The following is a 16436-nucleotide window of genomic DNA, read 5'->3' on the forward strand; positions in this document are numbered from 1 at the left end:
GCCCACCAACCTGATAGGTACTTGATTGCACCCACCACGGTCTATCGAAAGTTTGGCTCATGGACTCCTCCGCGCCTGCTGACCCCACCGCGTCTCTCCCCTATCTCACCGCTCACGTCCCACCCACCGGCGGCACCCTGCGCGCAATGCCCGAGGATTTCGTGGTGGAGGAGATCCCTGCGTATGCTCCCAGCGGAACGGGAGACCACCTGTTCGTACGTGTCCGAAAGCGCAACAGGACCACACCCGACGCCGTGCGAGCGCTCTCACGGGCGCTCGGCGTGGACGAGCGCGCAGCGGGCTACGCGGGACTGAAGGACCGCGAGGCCACGACCACCCAATGGGTCAGCCTCTTTGGAGCCCACGCGGAGGCCGCGCTCGCCCTCGCACTCCCGGACATCGAGGTGCTGGAGGCCATCCCCCACAACACCAAGCTCCGCACGGGGCACCTGCACGGCAACCGCTTCACGCTGCGGGTGCGCGCCGCAGAGGGGGTGGACCTCGCCGCGGTACGGGATGCCGCGGCCCACGTGCAGCGCGACGGCCTGCCCAACTACTTCGGCGCGCAACGCTTCGGGCGTGACTTCGACAACGCCGCCCGCGCCCGCGCTTGGATGAAGGGCGAGATGCGCGCGCCCAAGGCGCCCTTCGAGCGCAAGCTGCTGGTGTCTGCGCTCCAGTCCGAGCTGTTCAACCACGTCGTGGCCGAGCGCGTCGCCGCCGGACAACTCGGAGCCATCCGCCTCGGTGACCTGGTGCAGAAGCACGCGACGGGTGGGATGTTCGTGGCCGCTGACCTCGCCGAGGTGCAGTCCCGCGCCGACGCGTGGGAGGTGAGCGCCACTGGCCCGATGTTCGGCACCAAGATGCGCCGCGCAGAGCACGAGGCGGGGGCGCGGGAGGCAGCGCTGCTCGAGCAGCAAGGGATCACCGAAGAAGACCTCGGGCGCCTCGCGCGCTGGGGTGAGGGGACGCGCCGCTACGTGCGCGTCCCCGTGCCCGCCATCGACATCGAGCCCGTCGAAGGGGGATACCGCGCCTCCTTCGTGCTGCCCAAGGGCAGCTACGCAACGGTGCTGATGCGCGAGCTGATGAAGGTGCCCCTGCCGCCGCTCTGATGAGACCATTGGCGACGGACGGTAAAAATTGACCACGGTCCGGCCGGTTCGATAGCATCACAGGTTCCGTTTGGTCGGAACCCCACACGATGCAGATCAGCCCCGCTCGATTCGCAGCCGACGCCTTGCGTTTGCTCCCCCGGAAACGCATCAGCCGTACCCTCGGGGCCGTCGCCAAGACACGCGCCCCGCAAGCGCTCGTGTCGCGTGCCATCGACGCGTTCGTCAGCGCCTACGACGTGGACATGGAGCACGCGGTGGTGCCCGCGGGGGGCTACCGAAGCTTCGACGACTTCTTCACGCGTGAGCTGGTGCCCGGCGCGCGCCCCATCGATCAGGACGAGACCGCCATCACCTCGCCGGCCGACGGGAAAATCGAAGACTTCGGGCCCGTCGACCTCGAGGCGACCGTGACGGTCAAGGGGAAGCCCTACCGCGTTGGAGACCTGCTCGGCGATGTCGAGCTGGGCGAGGGGTATCAGGGAGGGAACTACTTCATCGTCTATTTGTCCCCCAGGGACTACCACCGCGTTCACACGCCAGTCGGCGGACGCGTCGTGGCGGCGCGTCACGTCCCCGGAACGCTGTTCCCCGTGAACCACATCGGGACCGAGTTCGTTCCTCGCCTGTTTGCTCGCAACGAGCGCGTCTGCACGTTGCAGGACAGCCCCCAGCACGGAGCCGTCGTGACCATCATGGTGGGCGCCATCGGGGTGGGCCACATCTCGATGTCCTACGACAGCATCGAGACCAACGTGGGCCGCGAGTCCGGGGTGAAGCGATACGGCTCCGAGGGCGCGTACCTCGAGCGCGGGGCCGAGCTGGGGCAGTTCCACCTCGGATCCACGGCCGTCGTGTTCCTGCCTCCCGGTGACCCGCTCGAGTGGTGCATCACCCCGGGCCAGATGGTGTCCATGGGGCAGCGGATAGCCGTCCCCCGGAGGTCCGTATGAGCGAAGACGCCGCCAACGCCAGCGGGAGCCGCATGCGCCATCGACCTCTGCGCGTTCCGGTGGACGACGTCGTGCGGCACTCGGTCTCGGAAGAAGACACCGAGGTGGGTCCGAACGAGGACACCACCGCCGTCGACTTGCTCGCCGTCGATGACGCGGCCCCGGGGAGCGCCACTCGGCCGTCCGATCCGTCGTCCGATGCGACGGAGATCGTCGTCGAGACGCAAGAGGAGGAAGCTCCGCAGCGGATCTCACGCAGCTCCGTCGTGGCGATGAAGTCGGTCATCGTGACCGGCGCGGCCGGCCGCGCCCTGTCGAAGCCCCCTCCTCCCCCAACCAGTAAGGACATGGAACAACCCGCCTCGCTGACCGCGCTCAAGGCGGGCTTGGAGAGCGCAGGGGCCCTCGCGCGCGGGACGGTCGGAGAGGACTCGGGAGAGGTCGAGCTGGTCGTGGAGGCTGCGGACGCCGCCGCGGCCTCGGAGATCGCGTCAGCGACGGCCGAGATCGTGGAAGACCCGAGCGCGACGAACTCAGCGAGCGCGAGCATCACGGACTTCGACCCGGACGTATCCACGGAGATCACCATCGAAGGTGTCGCGGACGCGGTGGACGACGCCGAGGCGACCGACGGCGCGGGGGACGACGACATCCTCGAGATGGAGGATCTCGAAGAGGTCGCGCCCTCCGTACCGCCCGCCGCAGCGCCCGCCATCCCTGCGACCCCCGCCGCGGCCGCGGCTCCAGCGACCCCACCCAGCGCCGCCTCGTCATCCGCATCCGCGGCGCCCAACACGCCACCCGGTGCCCCCAAGCGGCGCCCTTGGTTCGACGACTTTTTCAGCGACGACTACCTGCGCACCGTGCGCGCTCCAACGCCGAAGGAGGTCGCCCGCGAGTGCGACGCGATCCTCGCGATGCTCAAGCTCGATCCCGGGGCCATCATCCTCGATGTCGGCTGCGGCCTTGGCATGCACGCCATCGAGCTCACGCTCCGGGGCTACATCGTCATCGGCCTCGACCTGTCTCTCCCCATGCTGTCGCGCGCCGCGGACGAAGCGCAGGACCGCGGGATCAAAATCAATTTCCTCCACGCGGACATGCGCGAGATGGTGTTCGAGGGGGGCTTCGACGCCGTGCTCTGCTGGGGCACCACGTTCGGGTACTTCGACGACGAGGGCAACCGCAGCGTCATCGAGCGCTTCTACAGCGCGCTCAAGCCGGGCGGGCGCCTGCTGGTGGACGTGGTCAACCGCGACCACGTCATCCAGTCGCAGCCCAACCTGGTGTGGTTCGAGGGCGATGGCTGCATCTGCATGGAGGAGACGGACTTCAACTACTACGCCTCCCGGCTGAACGTGAAGCGCAACGTCATCCTCGACAACGGACGGCAACACGACCGCCACTACAGCATTCGCCTGTATGCGCTGCACGAGATGGGGATGCTGCTGCAGAACCACGGCTTCCGGGTGGTCGAGGTCACTGGCCGCTATGCTACCCCCGGCGTGTTCTTCGGCGCCCAGTCCCCGCGCATGATCGTCCTGGCCGAGCGCCGGCAGTCGATGCGCGACACGCCCTCCATGCAGAGCGTGCCCCCTCCCCCGCCTCCGAGCGCGTCGAACGGCAGCGGCAACGGCGACGGCGCCAAGGGAGAAGCGAAGGCGGACGCGAAGGCCGCGGGGAACGGGGACGGCGAGGCGGGCTGAGCGCTGCAGCGAACGCTCTCGAGCCGCTCGGAACCTCGCGCGTATGCTCGCGCTAGCCGCACGATCGTGGCGCGTCGCGCTCTGCTCAGAACACGGGCGAGCGCGCGACCCCACTCAGGTCGTAGCGGACTCGGCAGGGCAGCGCGAGGAACGGCCCACCCGACAGCGCGACGGCGCGCAAGCAGTTGGAGTCGGCTGTCGGGCTGAGCTCGATCGTGCTGGTCCCGCGGAACGTCCCGTCCGCAGCCACTCCCCCGTCCGTGGTCCCCTGGTCGAGCGGGACGCCAGCGTCGTCCAGCGTCGACGCCTTGGCGGTGATCTGGATGGTCTCGATCTGCGCGAGGGTGCAGCCTGCGGTGCCCGCCTCGACGTCGGGTCCGTAGAGCGTGACGGGCGCCTCGGTGCGGAAGCGGTACTCGTCACCCGTGTGCGAGCCGCTGACGATGCCCGTGGTGGGGCGCCGCCAGTAGGCCGGGCCGTGGTCCTCGGCACGCAGCTCCACGACGAAGTCGATGGGGTCTTGCGCGGCGAACGCCGTGCTGCCGCAGCTGTTCTCCACCAGGCTGCCGCTCACGCTGTACGTACCCACGACGTCCCCTTCGGGATCGACCGGGCACCCCGAGAGCGGCACCCCAAGCAAGCATCCCATCAGAATCAGGAGGTACGCGCCACGCATGGCGTCTCGTAGAACGCTGCGCCGCGCGTGGTCAACTTTGCGACACGGGCTCGGCTCCAAGGTCGGCTTTTGAGCGACCCCCAGCAACGCCAGAGGCCTGTGCGCGCTGGAAGCGGAGACTCAGCGCATGCGGAAGCGGCAGTTGTAGGGGTACAGCCGGCTGCTCGTGCTCTCGCCGTTCTCGTCCACCGCGGGGGTCCACCCGCTCGACGATCGGAGCGCGTCCATGCACGCGCGCCCGAAGCCCTCGCCCGAAGGTGTCTCCGAGGCGATGCTCTGCGGCTCGGCCCGCCCGCTGGCCAGCACGCGAAACATGACGCGAGCGCGTCCCTCGATGCCGCGCGAGTGCGCCCCGGTCGGGTAGTAGCGCTCGAGGACGCGCGCCATCCCGGCGGGCTCACGCGGGGGACGGCTGCGGTCGACACGTGGCGCGGGTGGGGGCGCGGGTGCCGTGCCCGTCCCGCCGATCACCCCGTCGCCACGGCCAGCGACGTCGCGTCCCGTCGTTCGAGCAACCGGGTTGCCGATGGGCCCGTTCGTGTCCTGGCCCGTCCCGGCGGCCGTGGTCCACGCGGCTCCTGGACCTGTTGCGCCCAGCACCATGCCGCCCATGTCGTGCACCTGCTCGGCCTGGGGCGCCGGGGGCTCGGGCTCGCTCTCCTCGCGGGGGCGTGGCTCCCGCTCCGGTGGGGGCGTCACCTCGCGCGGCTGGGGATCAGGCTCCGCGACCTCGGGCTCCGCCTCGGGCGCTGGCTCCGCTTCGGGCTCCGCCGCCTCGGGCGCGGGGGGCGGTTCATCCTCGATCTCGAACTGAATGCGCTCGCGCTGGATGGCCGCCAGCGCCACGCTAGTGGACGGCAGGAACGAGAGCACGACGGATGCGCCCGTGTGCAGGACGACCGACAGCAGCATCGACCCCCAGAGGATCAACTTGGCTCGCCGCTCTATCCGCTCCTGCATGCGCCTCTCCGGAATCAGGGTTCGTCGGTTGTGCCCGCGCCTTGTTGGCTGGGCAGCTCGGACGGCTGTCGCGTGCTGAACGCGAAGCGATTGACCTCACCCTGGCGCAGGATGTCGATGACGGCAATGACCGCACCGTGGGACGCCGCCGGGTCGGCCGAGAGGATGGCCCGCGCCTCCGGGTCGGCCGCATGCGCCGCGCGCGCCCTCTCCAGCAGCTGCGCCTGTGTGACCTCGGTCTGTGCCAGCGTCTGCTCGTTGTTCTGCGTGATGTTGAGGTGCAGGGTGCCGTCCGCTTCGAGGCTGATGCGCATCTCGGTGGGCACCGTGGGCTGCGCCTCGCCCGTGCTCGCGGCGGGCAGGTCCATCGCGATGGCGTCCTGCTGCACGAGCTGCTTGGCCGTCACCATGAGGATGATGAGCAACACCAACACGACGTCCACCAGGGGCGTCACGTTGATGCCCGAGATGATGTCTTCGTCGCCCTGATCGGCGCCGCCAGCCATCAGCCCTTCTCCTTCGCCTTGGCCTTGTCGGACTCCTCGACGGGTCCGGGCGAGACGTCTTCGGCGCCCGCGAAGCCGAGCACGTCACGGCCCATCGCGTCCGCCCACACCAAGCGCCCGCGGATCACGCGCTGGTAGTAGTTGTAGAAGACGACCGCCGGGAGCGCGACCAAGAGGCCGATGGCGGTGGCGACGAGGGCCTCACCGACCTCCGCGATGACGGTGCCCGTGGCGTCCAGGTTCTCCTGGTCCAGCGCGGCGAAGGCGCGGATGATGCCGATGACGGTGCCCAGCAGCCCCACGAACGGCGCGTTGTTTCCGACCGTGCCGAGGAACGCGAGGTTGCGCTCCATCGCGGCCCGGGCGACCACCTTCTCACCCTCGAGGCGCTGCTCCACCGCATGGGCGCCCTGGTTGACCACGTCCAGCGCAGCCCCAACGACCTCGGCCTCGAAGCTCTTGCTCTGCTTCATGCGTGCCTGGGCCCCGGCCACGTCGTGGTTGCCCAGCAGGCGCTGCAGATCCTCACGTAGGGTGCGGGCGTCGTCGCGCCGCGCGAAGAACACGTATGCGCGCTCCAGCGCGATGGCCAGCGCGACGATCGAGAGGGCCACGAGCAGCCACATCACCCAGCCGGCGCCGAGCATCGCAAAGGCTGTGAGTCTTTCCTGAATGTCCATGAGTTCCTTGCTCTTCTGGGGGGCTTCTCGCCGAGCGCTGCGCGCTAGTTGAAAGTGGGATGCAATATGGGGGGGGCACCGGGCAGCGGCAAGGCGTCAAGCGCACGCGCCCGCAGCTCGGCGGGCAACCCGTTGGTGCGCGCCCTTATTCGCAGCGTTGCATCCCGAAAATCGCGGCACCCTCAGCCAAGCCAGGGGCTCCGAGTTGGCGGGTTGCGAAAGAGAACGACTCGGAGTCGGGAGCCACCGCGAGGCGCCAGCGTGTTCGCTCTCGCTGAGAGCGTGGGCGGGCGCCTCGGGGCTCGACCAGTTCCGGTCTCAGACGGCGTCTTCGCCGCGCTCGCCGGTACGAATCCGGATAGCTTCCTCGATGGGCGAGACGAAGATCTTCCCGTCGCCGATGCGACCGGTCTTCGCGGCCTTCTCGATGGCGTCCAGCACCGGTACGACAATCGCGTCCGGTACGATGACCTCGACTTTGACCTTGGGCACGAAGTCGACCACGTAGGCGGAGCCACGGTAGACTTCGCGTTTGCCGCCGGTACGCCCGAAGCCTTTGACTTCGGTGACCGTCATGCCCTTGACGCCGACCTCTCCGAGGGCTTCTTTGACCTCGTCGAGTTTGAACGGCTTGATGATGGCTTCCACCTTCTTCACGGGAACCTCCTGGGGTAGTTCGAATGTGGTCTAGCGACGGATTGTTTCACGCTGATTTCGTCGCAGTAAAAATGGCCCCAACGCTAGGGATTCTGCGACATTAGGCATCCAACAGCCCGTCATGCCAAGCATTCTGAACACCGTCCGCGACCTCGAGCGCCTCCGTCAGATCGTCTCCGTGCTCGCCCGCCATGGGTTCGGCGAGGTGGTGCAGCGCACCGGGCTCGGTTCGTTGCTCCCGGGCACGACCAAGAACGGCGCCGACTCCACCAAGCTCGGCGAGCGTGTGCGCCTCGTGCTGCAGGAGCTGGGCCCCAGCTTCATCAAGCTGGGACAGATCGTGTCGACGCGCCCCGACCTAATCCCGGAGGACGTCATCCTCGAGCTGAAGAAGCTGCAGGACGACGTTCCCCCTGCCCCGTTCGACGACATCCGCGCGCAGATCGAGGCCGAGCTGGGGCGTGAGCTGAGCGAGGTGTACGCCAGCTTCGATCAAACCGCGCTCGCCACCGCCAGCATCGGACAGGTGCACCGCGCCACGCTGAAGACCGATCAGGGCGTGGTCGACGTGGTCGTGAAGGTGCAGCGCGGCGGCTGCAAGGACATCATCGAGCGCGACCTCGACCTGCTCTACTGGCTGGCCCGCGCCATCGAACGCAGCATCCCCGAGGCCAAGCTCTACCACCCGGTGCGGCTGGTGGAGGAGTTCGACCGCAGCATCATGGCCGAGCTCGACTACGTGCTCGAGGCCGACAACTGCGACGTCTTCCGGCGCAACTTCGACGGGAACGAGAGCGTGGTGTTCCCACGCGTCTACCGGGACTGCAGCAGCAAGCGCGTGCTGACGCTCTCGTACCTCGATGGCCACAAGATCTACGACGCCATCGCGAACGGCATGAGCGGCGAGACCATCGCGCGCCGCGCCATCCAGGTCATCGTGCAGCAGGTCTTCGAGGACGGCTTCTTCCATGCCGACCCACACCCCGGGAACATCATCATGATGGGCGAGGCCAACGCGCCGGTGTTCGGGATGGTGGACCTCGGCATGGTCGGGCGGCTCTCCCCGCAGATGCGGGACAAGACCATCGACCTGATGATCGCGGCCGTGCGCGAGGACTACCGCGGCATCGCAGACGCCCTGCTCGCCATCGGGCGACCCACCAAGAAGATCGACCGTCGCGCCTACGAGTCCGAGGTGGCGTTCCTGGCGCAGAAGTACCTGGGCAAGAAGCTTGGCGACATCGAGTTCAGCGGTCTCATTCGTGATCTCGTCGGAGGCGCGCGGAAGTTCGGCATCGAGGTGCCGCCCGACTTCCTCATGCTCGGCAAGAGCCTGATGACCGTCGAGGGCGTCGGGAAGGAGATCTACCCCGATCTGGATCTGCTGGAGGAGGCCCGCCCCTACTTCATGACGCTCATCAAGCAGCGCTACGCGCCGGAGCGCATGACGCAGGATCTGATGCGCGGGGCATTGCGCCTCAGCGCCGCCGCCACCGAGGCGCCGCTCCAGCTGCAAGAGATCCTGGAGGATCTCCGCAACGGGGCGTTCCGCCTGCGCGTCTCGGAGGACGACGCGGCGAACACGGCAGACCGCCTCGGTCGTCGGCTCTTCAGCGGCATCGTGGTGGGGTCTCTGTTCGTGTCGAGCGCGATCCTGCTGGCCGCGGAGAAGTGGTGGCCCGGCGGCATCGCGGCAGGGCTCGCGGTCGTCTACGGCACGGCGCACGCCACGCTGGTCTTCGTGCTCAAGCGCATCGAGCGGCTGCAACAGCGGGCACGCGACTGACGCACGCGGTTCGGCCCGAGCGGGGCATCACCCCTCTCGCCAGACCTTCACGGGTAGAGCACCGCGAACCGGAGGGCGTTGTTGCCTGTCTGATACAGCTGCAGGAAGCGTCCGTCGTCCATCCGCTGAGAGGCCTTGAAGAACAAGTCGAGTGACGTGTCGATGACCGATGGCACGGTCAAGAATGGCGCCATCGCATAGGCCCCGGCAGTGTTCGCTTGCAGCGCTACCTCGGCCCGCGCGTCGGTCCGGAACCAGCTGATGGCACCCAGCCCGGAAGCCGCCATGCTCGCGACGGGGCGGGAACCCCCCACGGGAACCGGGGCGCTCAGCGCGGCGTCCGTGGTCGCCACTCCCCCCGTGTAACGGATGGGGACGGCAGCCGGGACGGCCGCGTAGTGGTTCACGACGGCCACGACGGCGTCCCCGTTCGCGCTGATGGCGCAGCTCCGCACATGAGGGATGAGCCCCTCCGCGTGAGTGTCGGAGATGGCCCCGAAGCCGTCGACCGCGTCGCGGTACACGTGCCGCACGCGGTCGAAGAGCCGTCCCATCGCACTGAAGCGCTCGTTGAACGAGAAGACCAGGTCGCCCCGGGCGTTGCCCGCGGAGCATAGGCGGTCGGCATCCGGTAGGCCGCTGAGGACGGGCAGCTCGGAGACGAACGTCCCGTCGGACGGTGTGTAGCGGAAACCGTGGATGCTGTACGTCCCGAGGCCCGGGTGCCGCGTGCGGAAGAACACCGTAGCGTTGCCCTCGCTGTCCACCTCGGCTCGCGAGAGGAACTGCAAGGGCAGCCCCAGGTCGCCCCCGGTCGCCGACACGACCAGCGGGCTCCCGAACGCGTGCGCGCCCGGGTCGTAGAAGCGCGCGCGGACCTCGTCTCCTACGCCGTACACGAGGATGGCGTGCCCGCCACCATCACCGGACAACGTCACCGTGCTCAACGCGACCTCGACCACCCGAGGCGTACTCCAGGCGCTGCCGTCGTAGTGATTGCTGTAGATGGCGCCGTCCTGCTGAAAGACGGCGAGGAGCTCGCGCTCGCCCACATGGACCAGGCGCATGTGCAGGTCGCGGTAGTTGTTGAGCGGCTCGAGCGCACCCGCGACCCCGGCGTTCACGACGCCCAGGTCGGTCCACGGGGCCCCGGGAGCTCCCGACCAGGCCAAGACCTCGAGCTCGTTGGAGTTCGCCGCGGTGTCGAACATGAGCGCCGCGCGTCCGTCAGGGAACGTGGACGCGGTCACCCGAACCCCGGTCGGGAACGCATGAAGCGCACCGTCGATCCAGCCAGGAGCGGGCTGGATCCCTGCGTCGCTGTGCCCGCCGCTGGCGTCCGCGCCGTGCAGCCCCCCGTCCGTCACGGTCCCCCCATCGACGCCGTCGCCGTGGTCGAAGGCCACGCTCAGGTCGGTACCGTCGAGACCCAGGTCCGTGCGGCCACCTCCACCATCACTGGCCACACCTGCGTCCACGCTGGCGTCTGACTGGGTGCGATCCGCAGAGCAGCTGGGCGCCGCCGTGGCGAGGAGGCTGAGCAGACAGAGACGACGGAAAGTGTGAGGGACGTTGTGTGCGGTCATGGACGAATCGGCGTCGACGAAACGTTCGTCTTTGACCGCGCCCTGCGGCCCGACGAAGCTGCGGACGTGATCGAGAACGTACGTGCGCACACGAGCACGGATTACCTCCCGGCGGGGGTAGTCGGTCGAATCGACCAGGGTTGCCGTGCCACGCGCTAGAGACCTCGCGCTGTTTCAGCTGCTGTGTACGTCGGGCATGGACGTGATGGCTCAGATGCCGCTCTTGTCGGAGGTGCTGCACCGCCTCGTGCCTTCGTTCAGCCTGTCCATGATCCGCGTCGACGAACGCTGCGTCCCGAGCGCGCACTACAGCGAGTTCTTCGACGAGGCGAGCCACGCCTTGTTCGCAGCGAGCGGCGACCACTTCGCGACCCGCAGCCCGGACCCGGCGGCGTTCGCCAACCTCATGAGCAACCGAGACCCAGTCGGCGCGCTGATCGACGCGCGCCCCGAGTACCTGGGTGGGCTCATCTACCAGCACCTGTTCCAACCGAACGGTATCCACCACACGCTGGACGTTGCCCTCCGCGAGCGCGGTGAGCCCTTGGCCATCCTGGGCATCTTCCGCGAACGCAGCGCCCCACCCTTCCGTCGCGAAGACGTGCGCTTGGTGCGCAGCCTCTACGACCAGCTCGTGCACGCATGTCGTGCAGAGCCTGCGGCTGGTCCATTCGACGAGGTGGACTCGGCCATGATGGTCGTGTCTCCTGCCGGACGCATCGTCTGGGCATCGACCACGGCCCGTGAGTGGCTCGCCGAGGTCAGCGGTGGCGCCGAGCGTGCGTCCATGCTGGATCGGGGCCTGGTTCCCGACGCCTGCCGGGCGATCCTGGCCATGGTCCGCCGCGCTCGCATGGCGCCGCGGGCGGGCGAGGTGGCGGCTGCCCCTCATGTCAGCGTGCCCCTGCCGGGTGGTCGCCTCGACCTCCGCGGCTACGCGCTCGAGAGCGACGTGGCTGGAGCCGAAGGACACGTGGGTATCCAGCTGCGCGTGGAGGTGGCCCGCGACCTGCGTCTGCTCCGCGCGCTCGATGCGACTCGGCTCACGCCGCAGCAGCTGCGCATCGCGTGGGGGCTATGCCGTGGCATGAGCAACTCGGAGCTCGGTATGGAGCTGGCGTTGAGCGCAGTAACCCTCAAGTCGTACCAGAAGGACATGTACCGTCGGATGGAGGTCGGCTCGGCGCGAGCGCTGGTCGAACGCCTCGAAACGCTGAGCGCCTCCGCACGGGTGGACCGGACGCGCCACCTGCCCGTGATGCGCTCACGAGCCGCCCCTTCGCGGAGGTGAGTTCGGGACGCTCTCAGCGAACGCGTCGGCGCCGCCGGCGGACGGCCCAGACCACGCCGAGGAGCCACGTCAGCGAGACCGGCGTCTTCGCTCCAGCACCTCCAACACGACGTGAACCCGCCGTGCACGAGCCGCCGGCCAGCGTCGGCTGACCAATCGGGTCTGCCACGCAGAGCGCGAGTTCGCTCATCGCCTCGCAGCGGAACCCATCCGGGCAGGCCTCGCGCCCCTCGTCCGGGTCGCACAGGGTCGCGCAAGCGCCGGTCTCCGCGCCCTCGTTCGTGACACACATCCCGTCCGCGCAGTCCTCGTTGTAGCGACAGCGCGCGCCGAGCCCGAGCGGTGGCTTGCAGGCCCCGCAGCCGGCGGCCTGGCCCGGCTCGCACACGAAGCCGTTCGGGCAACTGCCAGTCACGTCGGGGCTACATGGCGTCGCGCAGACGCCCTCGTCGCACATGGAGCTGGCGCAGTCGGAGTCCTCTTCGCAAGGCGCTCCCAACGACGCGTCCCCGGGGCGCCCCGCGAGACACAGGCCCGTCCCGCACACGCCGACGGCGTCGCCGTCACACAGGAAGTCGTCGGGGCAAGCCACCGCGCGCGGCAGCAGGCCGTCGCAGGCCTGCGTGCAGACCCCGCCCGTGCTGAGCTGCGCGCACAGTCCGCTGGTGCAGCCCAGGTCGTCCACGCAGGGCGCACCGAGGGCTTCGCCCACTGGCGCCCCGTCGACGCAGGCGCCGCTGACCGGGTCGCAGCGCTGGTCGACGTCGCAGTCTTCGTGACGCACGCAGCCTGGCACCACCGTGGCGACGCACACCCCCGCCTCACAGTCGAAGCCCAGTGGACAGCCCGCTACGCTGCAGTCCGCGTCGGGGCCGGAGCGCGGGTACAGCGCGCAGATTCCGTCGAAGTCGTCCTGCTCGAGCACGGGGCGCCCGCCGCGGTACAGAAACCACATCACGGAGCGCGGCTCCATCGAGTGCCCGAGCCCGTAGTAGTGCCCCGCTTCGTGCAGGATCGCGCCGTAGGCGTTTACTGTGCCTGGGCCCCCTGCCCCGAGCACCCACGTGAAGTTCTGGCCGTTGAGGGCCACGTCCGCCTCACGGATGCAGCCGGAGATCACCTGCACGTCGGAGATGCCGATGGCGTTGGCGTCGTAGGGCCAGTCGCTCTCGATGAAGCCGACCTGCGACTCGCCGTCCCCGAAGAACGGCGCCGAGCCGAGCGCCTCGGACACGTCGACGGTCAGCGACGCGCACGGGACGCGGGTCCAGTCGGTGAACGCGCTTTCGACGGACATGAGCGTGGTCCCCGCTGCGATGGCCTCGAGGTCCTCGCTGTGGGCCGTCACCGAGACCGGCACGGGGCCGCACCAGGTGGGGCAGCCCAGGCGGAGACACCGATAGGCGCGCGCCGTCCCGGGGGTCGCGGCCCCGAGCACCAGCAGCGTCAGGAACGCCGCCCGCACCAGCAACGTCCGTCGAGCAGCCCCGTGCGTGGCTCGGGGAGGCTCAAGGGGGGGCGCGTGGGCAGCGGGGTCGGTAGAGGGGGTCATCGAGGCGTCCGTGCGCGTCGCGCGCTGGTTCATGGGGAGGCTGTGCGAGTCCGAGCGAGGACCGCACGCAGGTCCGCGAGGGAGAGCTGTTCGTCCACGGGGCGGGGCTCTCCACGCCCGCCGAGCACGACGGCGTCATCGACGCGGCGCACGAGCTGGAGATCGGGGACCGAGCCATCCCGGCCGCTCACGACCGAAGGGGCGCCGCGTCCGACTGGCCGCTGCACACGCCACACCCCCAGCGCCATGCCCAGCACGCGCCAGCGCGCGGCGTCTCGGACGAGGAACAGCACCACCTCCTCGCCTTCACGCAGGCGCGCTTCGCCGTCCACGCGGCGCTCGCCATGGCGATGAGCGCCACCGCGTAGCGCCACCCGCAGGTCGCCGGGCGCCTGCCCCGCGAGCACCTCGAGCACCTCGAGCTCGGCTTCCCGCTCGGGGCGTAACCCCTGTGACGTGCGCTCGAGGCGCGTGCCGAGGCGCACCACGTCACCCCACACCACCGCGTCCGCGCTCGCGGCCAGGTCTTCGACGCTCTGGTAGCGCAGGGTGGTCGCCCGCACGCTCGGCAACGCGTGCACGAGCGTGAGCGCGAGAACAGCAGCGGAGAGGAGCGGTCTCATCGGTCCCCCACAATATCGGGGACGATGCCCGGAGGGGGTAGCCTCAGGTAGCGAACCAGCGCATGCGTCCCGAAGTAGAAGGGCCCCGTGTCCACCAGAGCCGCGACCAGCTTGAACACGTAGCCGGAGACGATGAACGTCGTCAGCTGGGGCCACAGCGGCTGGTCGGCCGCGATGGGCAGCCCGGCGGCGATGAAGTGCGTGATGAGGATCACGGCCACCGTATCCACCAGCTGCGACACGAGGGTCGAGCCGTTGTTGCGGATCCACAGGTGCCGTCCGCGCGTCCGCCGCTTCCAGAAATGGAAGAGGTGAACGTCCACCAGCTGCGCGGCGAGGTAGGCGACCATCGACGCGAAGATGGCCGCGAAGGCCAGGGTGCGAACTTGCGCGAAGACGTCGTTGGCGTTGCCACCCGCCACCGGCAGCGCGCCTCCGAGCCAGAGCATGAAGGCCACCCAGCCGTTGAGGGCGAAGCCCATCCACACCACCTGGTTGGCGCGACGCCGGCCGTACAGCTCCGAGAGGAAGTCCGTGCACAGGAAGGTGACGGGGTACGGCAGCACCCCGATGGCCAACGGCATGGGCACCTCCCAGCCGAGCCCCGGGACGGTGAACGAGAGGTCCAAGAAGCGCGTCACGCCCAGGATGTTGAGCATGGTGAGGCTGCCGAGGAACAGGCCGCTCAGCACGAGGAACACCGTCTCGCGGCGGTCGTGCAGCTGTGCGGCCGAGAGCTTGGGGAGGTCGTCGTAGACCTGCTGCTCGTGGGGGAGCAGCTCGCGATCCACGTCGTACGTGGTGTCGTGCGGGCCGGCGGCGTCGTGGGCATGCTGCGACTCGGGCCCCGCGCTCTGGTCGCGCCGACCTGGGCGCTCGCCCGGGCGGTCACTCACGTCAGCAGCCCCCGCTTGATGGCCTTGCGCTCCACGCCGCGCCAAGCCTGGTGCTCCTGGCCTGCGCGCTTGGTCTCTTCCAAGAGCTCGTAGAGGCGTGGGAGCGCGATGGCCAGGCCGCGCTTGGCGATGGCCTTTTCGTAGGCGGCACGGAAGCCGCGCAGGTCAGCTCCAGCCGGCAGCACGATCTTGCCGTACGTCAGGCCACTCTGCTCGGGAGCGGCGCCGCCGTCGCCACGCGCAGGGCGCGCGTGCTCGTCGGTGGGCGCCGCGACCTCCACGTGCTCGCGGTGGACGAAGAGGCGCGCGTACGGCGGCAGCGCCTGCTCCAGCTCGTGAATGCGCCCCGGGTCGTCGCTGAGCGCCACGAAGCGCATGCGGTGCTCGTCGCCCTTGCGCAGGATCTCGAGCAGCGGGAAGCGCGGCACGGGGCCGTCGGACGTGTTCAGGACGGAGACTGGCGCGCCGTCCCACAGCACCACGTCGCCGAAGTCGATCGGCGCCTCACGGAAGGTCGCGCTCTGGACCACGCCGTGACAGGGCGAGAGCGGCGCCACCCAGACCAGCTCGAAGCTCACGGAGGCGTCCGGCACCGCCGCGTTCGGGCCTGTGCCAGGTCCCTTCGCCAGCACGCGGACCTGCATGGGCGGCAAGCCTTGCACGAGCGGCATGCCGCTCGACTGGAGCTCGACGGGCATGCCGAGCGCCTTCCACACGCCGGCCGCCAGGTCACCGTCGCCGAGGGCCGTGGCGCAGATGGCGACGTTCCAGCGGACGGCCTTGGTCTCCCCCAGGCGGGAGCGGGCGCGCAGCGTGCAGTCCAGCCCCTCCTGGAAGCGCCCACGCCACTTGTGCAGCACGCCCAGGTCGAACCACCAGTGCCCGTTGTTCGGATCGAGCGCGAGGGCCGCCGCAAACGCCTCCTGCGCCTCCGCGTCGCGGTCCGCGCCCGCCATGCGCAGCGCGTTGGCACGGTTGATGTGCAGATAGCCGGCCGTCTCGACGCGGCCGCGCTCGGCTTCCGGGAGGGCGCGCAGACAGCGGTCGGCGGCCGCCGCCGCCAAGTGTGCGGGACCATCGCGGCGGAGCGGCGGTGTGTCCATGGGGAACCGCTCTGCTGCGCGGTTGAGCGCGTCGCATGCGGCGATGACCAGCGCGGGGTCTACCGGGAACGCTTCGACGATGACCCGCGCCTCCGCCAACAACGTCGGCCGCGCCGGGCTCTGGCCCAGCAGGTCGAGCCACAGCCAGGCCAGCTCGGGGTTGTTGGGCAGCTCGGTTCCAAGGGGCTCGAGGACCGCCCACGCTGCAGCGCGGTCCCCGGCCTCGAGGTGGGACTGGACGCCTTGGCGGAGCGCGAGCAGGTCGACGGTCATCGCGCGCGAGCTTACGCGAAACGACGCTCAGCGCCACGCACCCCCCCGTGGCCGCAGTGTCGCCCCTGCC

Annotated in this window: 15 protein-coding genes; 5 read left to right on the forward strand and 10 right to left on the reverse strand. The window is 69.5% G+C overall.

Annotation, left to right across the window (positions count from 1 at the left end; genetic code table 11):
* The first annotated feature begins 59 nt into the window (after positions 1–59).
* From H6726_14895 to H6726_14905, 3 genes are all read left to right on the forward strand, one after another.
* Positions 60–1118, forward strand: a complete 1059-nt coding sequence (locus H6726_14895; GenBank protein ID MCB9658936.1) for a tRNA pseudouridine(13) synthase TruD — start codon at positions 60–62, stop codon at positions 1116–1118.
* Positions 1119–1318: 200 nt separating this feature from the next.
* Positions 1319–2071: a phosphatidylserine decarboxylase gene (psd, locus tag H6726_14900; GenBank protein MCB9658937.1), complete on the forward strand. Its 753-nt coding sequence runs from the start codon at positions 1319–1321 to the stop codon at positions 2069–2071.
* A complete protein-coding gene (locus H6726_14905; protein MCB9658938.1) occupies positions 2068–3777 on the forward strand; it encodes a methyltransferase domain-containing protein in 1710 nt (569 codons plus the stop codon). Before psd ends, H6726_14905 begins: the two co-directional genes overlap by 4 nt.
* Positions 3778–3862: 85 nt before the next feature.
* Here H6726_14905 and H6726_14910 read toward each other — a convergent pair whose 3' ends face one another.
* From H6726_14910 to H6726_14930, 5 genes are all read right to left on the reverse strand, one after another.
* Positions 3863–4453 carry a hypothetical protein gene (locus tag H6726_14910; GenBank protein ID MCB9658939.1) on the reverse strand — a complete coding sequence of 197 codons (591 nt, stop codon included), beginning with the start codon at positions 4451–4453 and terminating at the stop codon, positions 3863–3865.
* A gap of 120 nt (positions 4454–4573) precedes the next feature.
* Positions 4574–5413, reverse strand: coding sequence for an energy transducer TonB (locus H6726_14915; protein ID MCB9658940.1), 840 nt, complete (start codon positions 5411–5413; stop codon positions 4574–4576).
* Positions 5414–5427: 14 nt separating this feature from the next.
* Positions 5428–5919, reverse strand: coding sequence for a biopolymer transporter ExbD (locus tag H6726_14920; GenBank protein ID MCB9658941.1), 492 nt, complete (start codon positions 5917–5919; stop codon positions 5428–5430).
* Positions 5919–6599 carry a MotA/TolQ/ExbB proton channel family protein gene (locus H6726_14925; GenBank protein ID MCB9658942.1) on the reverse strand — a complete coding sequence of 227 codons (681 nt, stop codon included), beginning with the start codon at positions 6597–6599 and terminating at the stop codon, positions 5919–5921. The genes H6726_14920 and H6726_14925 overlap by 1 nt, the downstream gene beginning before the upstream one ends.
* Positions 6600–6917: 318 nt before the next feature.
* A complete protein-coding gene (locus tag H6726_14930; protein MCB9658943.1) occupies positions 6918–7256 on the reverse strand; it encodes a P-II family nitrogen regulator in 339 nt (112 codons plus the stop codon).
* Between the two features lie 121 nt (positions 7257–7377).
* Here H6726_14930 and H6726_14935 point away from each other — a divergent pair, with 121 nt between their 5' ends.
* Positions 7378–9042 carry a hypothetical protein gene (locus H6726_14935; GenBank protein MCB9658944.1) on the forward strand — a complete coding sequence of 555 codons (1665 nt, stop codon included), beginning with the start codon at positions 7378–7380 and terminating at the stop codon, positions 9040–9042.
* Positions 9043–9089: 47 nt separating this feature from the next.
* Here H6726_14935 and H6726_14940 read toward each other — a convergent pair whose 3' ends face one another.
* A complete protein-coding gene (locus H6726_14940; GenBank protein ID MCB9658945.1) occupies positions 9090–10628 on the reverse strand; it encodes a hypothetical protein in 1539 nt (512 codons plus the stop codon).
* Between the two features lie 145 nt (positions 10629–10773).
* On the opposite strand from H6726_14940, the gene H6726_14945 reads away from it, so the two are divergent.
* Positions 10774–11919 carry a hypothetical protein gene (locus tag H6726_14945; GenBank protein ID MCB9658946.1) on the forward strand — a complete coding sequence of 382 codons (1146 nt, stop codon included), beginning with the start codon at positions 10774–10776 and terminating at the stop codon, positions 11917–11919.
* Between the two features lie 13 nt (positions 11920–11932).
* Here H6726_14945 and H6726_14950 read toward each other — a convergent pair whose 3' ends face one another.
* The 4 genes from H6726_14950 to H6726_14965 all read right to left on the reverse strand — a co-directional run bounded on the left by H6726_14950 (position 11933) and on the right by H6726_14965 (position 16366).
* Positions 11933–13471 (reverse strand): matrixin family metalloprotease, encoded by a 1539-nt coding sequence (locus tag H6726_14950; protein ID MCB9658947.1) that lies wholly within the window; start codon positions 13469–13471, stop codon positions 11933–11935.
* A 29-nt stretch (positions 13472–13500) separates the two neighbouring features.
* Complete coding sequence (locus tag H6726_14955; GenBank protein MCB9658948.1) at positions 13501–14094, reverse strand: hypothetical protein; 594 nt, start codon at positions 14092–14094, stop codon at positions 13501–13503.
* The gene (locus tag H6726_14960; GenBank protein ID MCB9658949.1) at positions 14091–14753 is read right to left on the reverse strand and encodes a queuosine precursor transporter; all 663 of its coding nucleotides are present in this window, start codon (positions 14751–14753) and stop codon (positions 14091–14093) included. The genes H6726_14955 and H6726_14960 overlap by 4 nt, the downstream gene beginning before the upstream one ends.
* A 233-nt stretch (positions 14754–14986) precedes the next feature.
* Positions 14987–16366, reverse strand: a complete 1380-nt coding sequence (locus tag H6726_14965) for a hypothetical protein (GenBank protein ID MCB9658950.1) — start codon at positions 16364–16366, stop codon at positions 14987–14989.
* Positions 16367–16436: the final 70 nt, after the last annotated feature.

It is taken from the genome of Sandaracinaceae bacterium (assembly GCA_020633055.1).
Lineage (GTDB): Bacteria > Myxococcota_A > Polyangia > Polyangiales > Houyiibacteriaceae > JADJJE01.

What these genes read in the sequence shown, in the direction of transcription:
- H6726_14895 (MCB9658936.1), top strand. Translation starts at nt 60, where the DNA reads ATGGACTCCTCCGCGCCTGCTGACCCCACCGCGTCTCTCCCCTATCTC.
- H6726_14905 (MCB9658938.1), top strand. Translation starts at nt 2,068, where the DNA reads ATGAGCGAAGACGCCGCCAACGCCAGCGGGAGCCGCATGCGCCATCGA.
- H6726_14910 (MCB9658939.1), bottom strand. Translation starts at nt 4,453, where the DNA reads ATGCGTGGCGCGTACCTCCTGATTCTGATGGGATGCTTGCTTGGGGTG.
- H6726_14915 (MCB9658940.1), bottom strand. Translation starts at nt 5,413, where the DNA reads ATGCAGGAGCGGATAGAGCGGCGAGCCAAGTTGATCCTCTGGGGGTCG.
- H6726_14920 (MCB9658941.1), bottom strand. Translation starts at nt 5,919, where the DNA reads ATGGCTGGCGGCGCCGATCAGGGCGACGAAGACATCATCTCGGGCATC.
- H6726_14925 (MCB9658942.1), bottom strand. Translation starts at nt 6,599, where the DNA reads ATGGACATTCAGGAAAGACTCACAGCCTTTGCGATGCTCGGCGCCGGC.
- H6726_14935 (MCB9658944.1), top strand. Translation starts at nt 7,378, where the DNA reads ATGCCAAGCATTCTGAACACCGTCCGCGACCTCGAGCGCCTCCGTCAG.
- H6726_14940 (MCB9658945.1), bottom strand. Translation starts at nt 10,628, where the DNA reads ATGACCGCACACAACGTCCCTCACACTTTCCGTCGTCTCTGTCTGCTC.
- H6726_14950 (MCB9658947.1), bottom strand. Translation starts at nt 13,471, where the DNA reads ATGACCCCCTCTACCGACCCCGCTGCCCACGCGCCCCCCCTTGAGCCT.
- H6726_14955 (MCB9658948.1), bottom strand. Translation starts at nt 14,094, where the DNA reads ATGAGACCGCTCCTCTCCGCTGCTGTTCTCGCGCTCACGCTCGTGCAC.
- H6726_14960 (MCB9658949.1), bottom strand. Translation starts at nt 14,753, where the DNA reads ATGCTCAACATCCTGGGCGTGACGCGCTTCTTGGACCTCTCGTTCACC.
- H6726_14965 (MCB9658950.1), bottom strand. Translation starts at nt 16,366, where the DNA reads ATGACCGTCGACCTGCTCGCGCTCCGCCAAGGCGTCCAGTCCCACCTC.